Source organism: Sphingomonas yabuuchiae, assembly GCF_014199595.1.
Classification (GTDB): domain Bacteria; phylum Pseudomonadota; class Alphaproteobacteria; order Sphingomonadales; family Sphingomonadaceae; genus Sphingomonas; species Sphingomonas yabuuchiae.
Map to the genome: position 1 here is coordinate 1 of NZ_JACHNX010000039.1, position 9,569 is coordinate 9,569.

The window sequence follows — 9,569 nt, forward strand, 5'->3', positions numbered from 1 at the left end:
TGCTCGGCTTTGGCGTTGCCGACGCACCAGGACATCAGCTCTTGGCCGCCATGAACCAGCGTGCCGTCCTTCAGCTTGCGCTCCATGCCCCAGACCGCCGCCGAAAGGCGGAAGCCCTGGCTGACCGCCAGCATCTGATCAGCGGTGAACCCTCGCCCAGCCAACTCGTCGACCAGAGCCGTGACCCCCTGGGGATCGAGCCCGATCGCAGCCTGCTCGGGGAACAGCCCCGCCCTTTTCACCTGCTCCAAGAGGTCGGCGACTTCGACCAGATCCTGTGTTGGCTCGCGACATTTGATCAGCGATCCCTGCGCCGAAAAGTCGTTCAACCGGGAGGCGATATCCTTCCGGCGGTCAAACACATCCTGCTGCGCCCAGGCGCGGCACCACAGAAGCCATTGCTTCGTCTCGCGGTGTCGCCCGATCAGGGCAAGGCCGAGAAGGTCATCAAGACCGCCGCCGTCACCACCTGCGACCGCCACCTCCGAGATGTCGAGCATCTGCTCGAGTGACCCGTCCCAAAGGGCGGGATCGGCATGGGCACCGGACCAGTAGATGCCGCCGATCCAAGCATCGTGCCGCAGACCGACGCCGATCTCGACGTTCAGATGCTTGGCGTAGAAGACCTGCTTCGTGCCGTCCTCGGCATTGGCGACCTTCCGAAACTCGCTCTCCAGCCATTTCTGGCTGACCGACCGACCGAGATTGGGGTTGGTGATGTAGAAGTTGGCGGGGTCGAGATGCTCATCCTTCGCCATCATCTCGTCCGGAAACTCGTAGAGCACCGGCAGGAATTCGGGATCGTCGACAAGACCGTCCCGCACATCACGGGCATAGGCCAACTTTTCCTTGAAGACGCCAGCAGGCGGCTCGTCAGACTGCGTTGTCAGATAGAGGGTGTACCCCTCCGGCCGAGACACCTGACCGCCTGTCGCTTCGCGGAACATCGCATCCGCGCTCGCCTTCTTTCCGAAAAGCCAAAGCTCGTCGACTAACACCCGGCTGGCCTTCTTGCCCGATACCGTCGCAGCATCGGCCGCGACCACCTTCAGGGTCGCCTTCGTGCGGCGGTTGGTGATCAGCCGCACATGCTCCTGGATATGGAGCAGCGCGTCCAATTCCTCGTCGGCCCGGATCATGTCGCAGGCGGGCTTGAAGCTGTTGCCCGCGACCTCGATCGTGGGTGCCAAGATTAGGTTTTCATCGCTCTCGCGCCAGCCGCAGATCAACTCCGTCAGCATGATGCCCGCGGCGATGGTCGATTTGGTGTTCTTCTTCGACACCAGAAGTAGACCCTCGCGGATCATTTGCTGCCCGGTGTCCGGGTCATACGCCCCGAAGATTGCAGCGGCAAAGTCGAGCAGCCACTCGTCGGCCGATTCGCCGATGGTCGGACGGCCCGGCAGGTCGACGATCTGCAGCGACGTGAAGACCGCCATCTTCGCCTCTGCCGAGGCGGGGAAGAGCGGCGAGAACGGGATCAGCGAGCGACGCTCCTGGATCCGGCGCTTCCAATCTGGGCACGCCGTCGACCACGTCACCACCTCAGGTGACCGCCTTCAGCTTAGGTGGGCCGAGACCAGCGAATCGGCTCCCCCCACCGATGGCGTTCGCCTTCTCCTGCTGCGCGGCCTTCTTCCCTTGCGGCGCCGAGGCCTCGTTCAAGGTCTTCAGCGCCAGCGCCAAGGTCTGCATCGTCTTTGCGCGGACCGGCAGGCTGACCGCCTTCATCATCGCGTCCCGGCGGGCGTCGTCTTCGTCCCCATCGGTCGCGTCGACAATCATATCCTCCAGCTCGCCTCGGCGACTGGTGATGGTGTCCAGCTCGTCGAGCATCCGCCCAACGATCCCGCGTCCATCATCCGCGATTTCGCCCGGCTCGCGGCGCTTCTCGGGGTCCATGGCCGGGGGAGGAGGTGGCGACCGGTCCGGTTCGCGACGGTTCGCAGTGCGAACCGCCCGAACCCAGCCTTCAGCCTTCGCCCGCTTACGAATAGCGGTGTCTGAAATCTCGTGCCGATCAGCAATCTCGCGGATCGAATCTTCGTTGGCCAAGTATTCAAGCTCGATACGAGGCCAGTCGATAGTTGATTTTCGGGTTGCCATCGGCGGCCACCTCCGGCCCAAGTTCGCACCCCGGATCACCCACCAGGATTTTTTCTGCGCGTGAGAGAACCAGCGGTCTGCGACCACGCAGGCAGCCAGACTTTTGACCGGGGGGTGGGGTCAGCCCCTGCGACCGGCCCGCTCGGCCTTCTGCTTCGCCCCGTCATGGTGCGGCTTGCAGAGGGTCCAAAGGTTGCCCTCGTCCCAGAACAGGGCCTCGTCGCCTCGGTGGGGCTGACGGTGATCGGCGACCAGGAGCGAGGTGTTGCCCTCGACATGCCCGCAGCCCGGCCACTGGCAGGTGAACCCGTCACGCATGAAGATCTTCATGCGGAGCGAGCGCCAGCGGGCGGTGTTGTAGAGCTTGCGCCAAGGCGAATAGGTGGATCGTTCGGCGTTGGTCGACCGGACAGGCGCAGGTAGCGAGCCCAATCCAGGCTGCAATCGAGACAGGGTAGAGGGCAGAGCTTTTAGCTTCCCCATGTCGACCCCGCATATGAGAAGAGCCGCCACCCCAAAGGGCGCGGCTCTTGATCACTCCGAACGCACAACGTGCACGATGGCTACCTGCCAGAAATAAACGGGAACGTCAAGCGATCAAATCGAGACCGTCGAGCGCGCGCTCCATCTGCTGGTACTGGCTGGCCTGAGCCTGATCCTTGGCGCGGTGGGCCATGACGATCGCATCCAACCACGCCGGGCCGCTGTCCGGGTTGGGATCAATGACCAACTGGTCAAAGGCGTTCCTGATATGACGACCCTGCGCATTGATGAGCTCGAGCGAACGGGTCAGCGACGCTTCGCGCAGGGCATCGCGCTCAGGGTCCGACGGCAGCTTGCCCTGCTGGGGCTGGAACCGGGCGAGGCTGTCGGGTGTGCCGAACCCATAGGCCGCCCAGTATGCGGCGGCGATGCGGCGTGCGGCGTTCAGTCGGTCCTCGGCCTGCCGACCAGTGCCGAGCAGCCCGGCGCAATAGGCGCGGCCGATGGCGTCGCACGTGTCCGTCTCCGCCTTGCGCCCACGATCCTGGCGGGCCTTGGCGTCTACCTCGCCCACGTCATTCGCTGGGAGGCCATATAAAGCGCGGCGGCGCTGGATGCCCTCGCATGGCATCAGCGAAACAGGCGTCCGATCACGCTTGCGTCCCGACGCCGACCGGCTGCCCCGAGGCTGCCCCTTGCTCAATTTGCCCTTGCTGCGCCCCATAAAATCCGCCCTGCCAATCTGTTGAGAACATACCATAAACACCGTGGATCGCTCACCCCTTTGCGGTCATAAAAACCTGCCGATGAGAAACCCGATGACGACCCAAATCAGGCGTAGCTCGATCCGCGTCGGCTTCACCCACCACTCGCTCATGCTGCCTTGGCCTCCGCCGCCTGGTCGTCAGTCTTGAACCGCGCCGCGATCTTCGACACCTCGGCCGCCTCCTCGGCGCTCAGCGGTGCGGGATCGGGGCGCCACATGCGGTCATGCGTTGCGACCAGCGCGCGAATCTTGGACAGCTCCCACTTCCGCCGGGCCAGCATGCCGCACCGCTCGCGGATTTCGGCCGGGGTCGGGAAGAAGCGGCTCTCCCGCAGCGCGGCGGCGCAGGCGGCGGCGAGCACGTCACCGGGCACGTCGTCGAGCGCATCGGCGTAAATCTCCAGCCGTGCTTCCGCCTCGATGTCGCTGACCTTCGCAGACGGATAGGCCATGGCCAGCTTGGCTATTGCGCGGCGGCAGCCTTGCCGGGACGCTGGCGCCAGCGACGCCTCGTACTGCGGCACCAGCGCGACCAGCGCGGCCCGCTCCTCAGGAGAGCAGACGTGGCTGAACGACGGCGCTTCCTTGACGAGCTTCTCGAGCTTCGGCGTTTCGGAGAGCCCGCACCATAGGGTTTTGGAGTTCATCGGGATTGCGGTGGTTGCGAGGTCGGTTGCCATTGAAGCGTTTCCAATTCTTGACCCAGGTTCTCCAGGAGGCTTGCCAGTCGAGGCTGGTCGTCCCCTTCGTCGTGTGCAGGTCGATGAAGTGCTCGACCTGCTCCTCGATCTCACCAGGCGGCCAGTCGGCCATGGCCTTTGCGGTGAGGGAGGTGGCGGCGGGCGCTGGCCAAAAGTCCGCCGGGACTTTTGTGGCCCGCTCTGCTCGCGGTACCGAAGAAGGCGAAGCCTTCGTAGGTTTGGTGGTTCTTGGCTGTTTGGGTGCACCTCCTGCGGGGGTTGCCGCATCTCCTGCGGGGCGCATCTCCTGCGGGGGTGCAGCCTGTGCGGGGGCGCATGCCGTGCGGGGGTGTACGGTGTAGACGACGCCGTGACCTGGGCGCTCCTTGCGCGTGAGGTGCCCAGCTTCAGCCAGCGCCTTCACCGCATTCTGCACAGACCGTTCCGACAGCTTCGTCTTGCTCACCAAGCCCGCAATGCTGGGCCAGCACTGCGCCTGCTTGTCGGCCATGATGGCGAGCACCATCAGCACGCTCTGCTCGGGCGCGCTGATCGCCTCGACCGCGACGGCGGCACGGCACAGATCAAAGCCGGTCAGGAGCGTCACGCGGGCCACTGCCCCCGTGCCTGGGCCAAGCGGTCGGCGTGGACGGATACGCGCGCTTTACCGCGCGACCCAATGCACGAATGACGGGGTAGGGCGCCGCAGGTCGGGCAGGCCCGCTGCAATGCCAGCCGCCGAGCACTTGGCCCGCGCGAATGCTGCGCATGGTCGTCCATCAGAATGTCACCTGCTGATCGGCGAGCGAGCGCCGCAGTTCTTCGACCTTGGGACGTGCCAGTTCGAACCGACGCGTCTCCAAGCGGGGGGAGGTGGGCCGCTGCATCCGACGTTCCGTAAGCGCCGCGTCTAGGTCGGCGCGCAGCGGGGCGAGGCGGTCAACGGGGGCCTGGCGGAATAGAGATGACAGCGGCCAGCGCATCACGCGATGACCCGCCAAAGGGCGCGGGCAACCTTGATCAGCACGATTACCCAGCCAACCGCCGCCGTGACCCCAAAGGTTGCACCGAATGCGACGTAAAAGCCGCGCGAGACATCTCCGGGCCGCATCAGATCATGCCCAGTGCGGTCATGTAGGTGTGGAGGATCGCTTCCTCCTCCTGGTATTCCTCACGGCGCTTTTTGCGGATCACCATGATCTTGCGGATCTGCTTCGGGTCGTACCCGCGCGCCTTGGCCTCGGCGAACACATCCTTGATGTCGTCGCTGATGCCCTTCTTCTCTTCCTCCAAGCGCTCAGCGCGCTCGATCAGAAGTCGCAGTTCTTCGGCGGTCACGTTGCCGCTGCTGTCAAATTCGTCTGCCATGGTATTAATTCCTTCGGGGTTGGTGATCAGGAATGGAGGGCGCGGGCGAGGGTGGTCGGGGCGCCGATGTTGGTGGGCGCCACGCGCACGAGATCGCCCTTCTTCGGCCCCAGGATGACGACATCCTCCGCGCCGATCAGATGGACGCAGGATTCCTCGATCGCTTCCGAACAGCGCGCGATCGCGACCTCGGCGGACGATCCGTCATATCGAGCCGAATGGCCAATGATCCGGGCGACATAGCGACCCGTTCCCGTGCCATCGCTGACGGCATCGGCGAGCTCGCGCGTGCCATCGAGTAGCACCCACCGTCCGCCCTTCTCCTTCTCCCAAGTCAGGAAGACGGGCGCGGCGGCCGATGGATAATCAGGGAAACGGATGCTCCAGCTACGAGCGTGTCGCCGGGCGATCGGCCGCGTGACGCGCAATAACGTCGCGGCCTCATCGAGCGTTTTACCGGCCTGCGAGAGGCCGAGCATATAGCAGGCGACCATAGCCTCCTGATCGGTCACGCCAGCCGCCGCAGCGACCTGCGAGTACATCTTGACGTCATTGTCCATGATGTTCGCGCCTCCGTGCGCGTTCGTTGGTGATCAGTTCACGGATGATGCTGGAGGCTGTGACCACAACCAGCGGCCAGCGTTGGAAATCCGACGGCACGACGATCGCCAGCCGCTCCGCAGGCATGCGGCGCAGGATCGCGTCGATCATCGGGGCGTCGTAAGGAATCACGCCTGTCGTGCCTCGGCTTCGAAGGCTGCGAAACCGCGCGTGATCATCTCGGTGACGAAGACATCGAGGGGTTTACCCGCGTTTTGCGCCGCGCGGATTATCGGGGCGGGCAGGAACGGTTTTCCGCCTCGAGCGAAGGTTACAGGGGTGATCCGCGGCGCGGGCTCAGGCTGGTGGTGGTCGGGGCGCTCCCGGCCGTCATGGCACCAGGCGCATTCGCCATCGAACAGCCGTGGGCTGGGCAATTCGCAGCTGTCGCAAATGCCGCCATCTGTGCCGGAAATCGGCACAGGCAGCGATTGGAGGCTGCGGCTGATGTGCTCCGCCTCCAGCTGGGCGGCGATGTCGGCTTCGTCAGCCATTACGCCGCCACCTCGAGCAAAGGGATGACGGCCTGCGCGGTGTAGGCGATCGGCAGGAAGCGATAGTTCTTGCCGCCGGAGACGATCACCGCCGCCGCAGGCTGCACCATCGCAAGACGCAATTCTTCGGTCGCGAAAGCAGCGCCAGCCGCTCCCGCGTCGTCATTGGCAATCGTCATTGTCGTCACTCCAAGCCGCGTTCAGCGGCGTTCAATTCCTTGTGTCAGGCCACCTCACGCGGTCGCCGGATGGCGGAGCAGCGCTCCAGCCACTGACCAGTCACCGCATGCAGATCGCGCATGATCTTCTCGCCGCTGAGATATTCCTGCGGGACGATCGTCCGGCCGCCAGGCCCCTCGGGGTGCTCGGCTTCCTGGATCATCACCATGACGCGGGCGATCAGCAGGCTCATGTCGTCCACGTCACAGGTCGCGTCCTGGTCGACGAGGCGCTTTCCGCGCGCCGCCAGCCAGTCGTCGAGAATGGTCGGCTCGGCAGCGAGGGCGCGGTCCAGCGTCTCAAGCGACGGCATCGACCCGGCCAGTTGCTTGTCCAGAGCCTGGGCGCTGCATTCGATCGCGTCAGCGAAGGCACCCTTTCCCATGCGGTCGATCGCGCGGGCCCAGCCGCGCATGATCTTCGCATGCAACCGGGGTTTGGAAATCTGTTCCGATTTCGCAACGACAGTTGAGCCGGTCATCGGGCAACTCCAGCGGTATGAACAGGGATAGCCTCTCCACCGCACCGCGAGCCGTCCGCATCGCGATCGCTCGCGCGCTGGTTGACAATGTCACCGGCGGCGGCCGGGAGTGCGCAGCCGCCGGTGAAGGTGCTGCGGCCAGAGCATGGGAGTACGGAGGCGGCAGCCGCAGGGAGAGGGTGGATACCGGCATAGACCGGATCGGAATGGGCGCAGGTCGCGGACTGGCAGGCGGCGCAGGTCACGAGAAGAACCCGACCCAGTATAAGATAGCGATCTCCGCCGCTGCGCCGATCATCGCGGCTCCGAGGTCGTAATGTCCGCGGCGAGGCTCACCATTGCGCGAGGCGTTGATGCACACGACGAGGAACATCATCGCCAGGATGGTGCCCTGAGGCCAGCCGATGTTCATGCTGCCGCCCGCGCAGGCTGGTATTCGGACATGAACTTGCGGACCTTGGCCTCGGTCTCAGGCCACAGCCTCCGGCCCTCCCTGAGCTGGCGAACCAAATGACGGTCGCCCAGAGCCTCATCACCAAACCGGGTTGGTGCTATGCCATGCGTGGCGAGGAAAGCCTCGATGTCGCTCAGGATCTTTTCCATGAGCATAACAGTATGTGTGAATTGTCACACCGTCAAGGTGTGAAAACACCCATCTATCGTTTAGGCTCGCCATTGTGTGATAGATCACACATGAATGAGCAGGACGAAGTTGCGCGCGTGAAGGAACGCCTTCGCCAGTTGATGGACCAAAAGGGCATCAAGGCGAAGCCGCTGTCGAAGAAGGCAGGCAAAGGGGAGACGTTCGTCCGCGACATGCTGGACGGTGATGACGTCAAGCTCGGCAATCTCCATCGTCTTGCGAATGCTCTGGAGGTGTCGATCGCCGATATCGTGGGCGGCGGCAGCATTCGGGTAGCGGGCCGCGTTGGGGCCGGCGGCTCGGTAATTTTCGAGCCCGTCGACGGAGGCGCAGTGCCGATGCCGCCTGGCATGGGCGGCGAACTTGAAGCCCTGGAAGTTGATGGGATATCGATGTTGCCGCGCTATTCGGCAGGCGACATCCTGTACATCGAAAAGGCCGCGCCTGGGGTGAGCCCCGACGATGTCGGCGACTTCTGCGTCGTGCGGGCGAGTAGCGGCGAAACCTATGTAAAGCAGCTCGCATTTGGCACCAGGCCGGGGTTATGGACGCTGCGGTCGCTAAACGCCGAGGATATTGTCGACATAGAGATCGAGTGGGCCCGACCAGTCATTTTCGTCCTGCCACGCGCCGCTCGACGTCGCCTGGGGTACTGATCCAATAGCGGAACCCGCCGGGCGGCGGTTCAGGAGCAGGCCTGCCCGGATAGTACGAAGCGCGCTCGATTTCATCATCGCAGACGGCCATGCTGAGCAGCACGCCCAGTAGGCAAGAACGGCTGTAGCCGACGCTGTGCACGACTGCTGAGACGCCCCGCCCGCTTTGGTGGATCATATGGTGCACCCAGCTATTCCTGGGGGCATATCCGATGGTCTCGCCTAAGAGCGAGACCACGCGCAGCGCGGTGGCGTCGTGAGGATTGTCGGGTTCATGGACGAAGCGAACCGCCTCACCCGGCGAGCAACGCGACACCGCATCCTGATAATGCGAGACCCCTACCACCCTCAGAAAATCGACATCATCGTCCAGCACGAATCACCACCTCCCGGCCTCACCAGCATGATCAAGATCAGGAACAATACAAGAACGATGTGAGAAATCACATTTATCATTGACATGGTGGGAATAATCACACTAATTTGCCCTCACCGCTGATCGTCGCCTGATGCGAGCGAAGCGGTCGAGGAGATCGCTATGTCCGCCCTGTCGGTCGAAGCACACACCGAAAAATTCGAGGTCCGCAACCGCTGGACCAATGCCGTCCAGTTCACCGCCGAAATCATCTGCTCGCCGGATGCATCTATCCGCGTAAAGCTCGGGCTGGCGATCCGCTGGGCGGTGAAATCGGGGGCCGACCTGTCGGGGGCCGACCTGTCGGGGGCCGACCTGTCGGGGGCCGACCTGTCGGGGGCCTACCTGTCGGGGGCCTACCTGTCGGGGGCCGACCTGTCGCGGGCCTACCTGTCGGGGGCCTACCTGTCGGGGGCCGACCTGTCGGGGGCCTACCTGTCGGGGGCCGACCTGTCGCGGGCCTACCTGTCGGGGGCCTACCTGTCGGGGGCCGACCTGTCGGGGGCCGACCTGTCGCGGGCCTACCTGTCGGGGGCCTACCTGTCGCGGGCCTACCTGTCGGGGGCCTACCTGTCGGGGGCCTACCTGTCGGGGGCCGACCTGTCGGGGGCCGACCTGTCGCGGGCCTACCTGTCGGGGGCCTACCTGTCGCGGGCCT

17 protein-coding genes are annotated in these 9,569 nt (G+C 64.4%); 2 read left to right on the forward strand and 15 right to left on the reverse strand.

Translation table 11 applies throughout. The features are described from left to right. The 14 genes from GGQ89_RS19330 to GGQ89_RS19910 form a co-directional block, all read right to left on the reverse strand. Window positions 1-1,541, reverse strand: a 1,541-nt coding sequence (locus GGQ89_RS19330) for a terminase large subunit (RefSeq protein WP_342354531.1), incomplete at its 3' end; no start/stop codon positions are given. Window positions 1,542-1,545: 4 nt separating this feature from the next. Further along, a complete protein-coding gene (locus tag GGQ89_RS20185; RefSeq protein WP_244955823.1) occupies window positions 1,546-2,106 on the reverse strand; it encodes a hypothetical protein in 561 nt (186 codons plus the stop codon). A gap of 120 nt (window positions 2,107-2,226) precedes the next feature. Further along, window positions 2,227-2,538 carry an HNH endonuclease gene (locus GGQ89_RS19340; protein ID WP_244955824.1) on the reverse strand — a complete coding sequence of 104 codons (312 nt, stop codon included), beginning with the start codon at window positions 2,536-2,538 and terminating at the stop codon, window positions 2,227-2,229. A 157-nt stretch (window positions 2,539-2,695) separates the two neighbouring features. Then, window positions 2,696-3,163, reverse strand: a complete 468-nt coding sequence (locus tag GGQ89_RS19345) for a hypothetical protein (protein ID WP_184107087.1) — start codon at window positions 3,161-3,163, stop codon at window positions 2,696-2,698. A 299-nt stretch (window positions 3,164-3,462) separates the two neighbouring features. Then, a complete protein-coding gene (locus tag GGQ89_RS19350) occupies window positions 3,463-4,002 on the reverse strand; it encodes a hypothetical protein (protein WP_184107120.1) in 540 nt (179 codons plus the stop codon). After that, entirely contained in the window at window positions 3,905-4,642 is a 738-nt protein-coding gene (locus GGQ89_RS19355) for a helix-turn-helix domain-containing protein (protein ID WP_184107089.1), read from the reverse strand. The genes GGQ89_RS19350 and GGQ89_RS19355 overlap by 98 nt, the downstream gene beginning before the upstream one ends. 503 nt (window positions 4,643-5,145) lie before the next feature. Beyond that, window positions 5,146-5,403, reverse strand: coding sequence for a DUF2312 domain-containing protein (locus GGQ89_RS19360; RefSeq protein WP_184107091.1), 258 nt, complete (start codon window positions 5,401-5,403; stop codon window positions 5,146-5,148). 26 nt (window positions 5,404-5,429) lie between these two features. Then, complete coding sequence (locus GGQ89_RS19365; RefSeq protein WP_184107093.1) at window positions 5,430-5,963, reverse strand: hypothetical protein; 534 nt, start codon at window positions 5,961-5,963, stop codon at window positions 5,430-5,432. Then, a complete protein-coding gene (locus GGQ89_RS19370; protein ID WP_184107095.1) occupies window positions 5,953-6,114 on the reverse strand; it encodes a hypothetical protein in 162 nt (53 codons plus the stop codon). Before GGQ89_RS19370 ends, GGQ89_RS19365 begins: the two co-directional genes overlap by 11 nt. 17 nt (window positions 6,115-6,131) lie before the next feature. After that, window positions 6,132-6,497: a hypothetical protein gene (locus tag GGQ89_RS19375; protein WP_184107097.1), complete on the reverse strand. Its 366-nt coding sequence runs from the start codon at window positions 6,495-6,497 to the stop codon at window positions 6,132-6,134. Further along, on the reverse strand, window positions 6,497-6,676 hold the full coding sequence (locus GGQ89_RS19380) for a hypothetical protein (protein ID WP_184107099.1): 180 nt from the start codon (window positions 6,674-6,676) through the stop codon (window positions 6,497-6,499). Before GGQ89_RS19380 ends, GGQ89_RS19375 begins: the two co-directional genes overlap by 1 nt. Before the next feature lie 44 nt (window positions 6,677-6,720). Continuing rightward, entirely contained in the window at window positions 6,721-7,131 is a 411-nt protein-coding gene (locus GGQ89_RS19385; RefSeq protein WP_184107101.1) for a hypothetical protein, read from the reverse strand. Between the two features lie 307 nt (window positions 7,132-7,438). Beyond that, a complete protein-coding gene (locus GGQ89_RS19390) occupies window positions 7,439-7,609 on the reverse strand; it encodes a hypothetical protein (protein ID WP_184107103.1) in 171 nt (56 codons plus the stop codon). After that, a complete protein-coding gene (locus tag GGQ89_RS19910; protein ID WP_244955825.1) occupies window positions 7,606-7,800 on the reverse strand; it encodes a hypothetical protein in 195 nt (64 codons plus the stop codon). The genes GGQ89_RS19390 and GGQ89_RS19910 overlap by 4 nt, the downstream gene beginning before the upstream one ends. 90 nt (window positions 7,801-7,890) lie before the next feature. Here GGQ89_RS19910 and GGQ89_RS19395 point away from each other — a divergent pair, with 90 nt between their 5' ends. Next, window positions 7,891-8,496 carry a helix-turn-helix domain-containing protein gene (locus GGQ89_RS19395; RefSeq protein ID WP_244955826.1) on the forward strand — a complete coding sequence of 202 codons (606 nt, stop codon included), beginning with the start codon at window positions 7,891-7,893 and terminating at the stop codon, window positions 8,494-8,496. Here GGQ89_RS19395 and GGQ89_RS19400 read toward each other — a convergent pair. Continuing rightward, window positions 8,450-8,872 carry an HIRAN domain-containing protein gene (locus tag GGQ89_RS19400; RefSeq protein WP_184107105.1) on the reverse strand — a complete coding sequence of 141 codons (423 nt, stop codon included), beginning with the start codon at window positions 8,870-8,872 and terminating at the stop codon, window positions 8,450-8,452. The two genes, GGQ89_RS19395 and GGQ89_RS19400, sit on opposite strands and share 47 nt — an antisense overlap. A gap of 162 nt (window positions 8,873-9,034) precedes the next feature. On the opposite strand from GGQ89_RS19400, the gene GGQ89_RS19405 reads away from it, so the two are divergent. Next, window positions 9,035-9,569: pentapeptide repeat-containing protein (locus GGQ89_RS19405; RefSeq protein ID WP_184107108.1), on the forward strand; the 535-nt coding region annotated here is incomplete at its 3' end.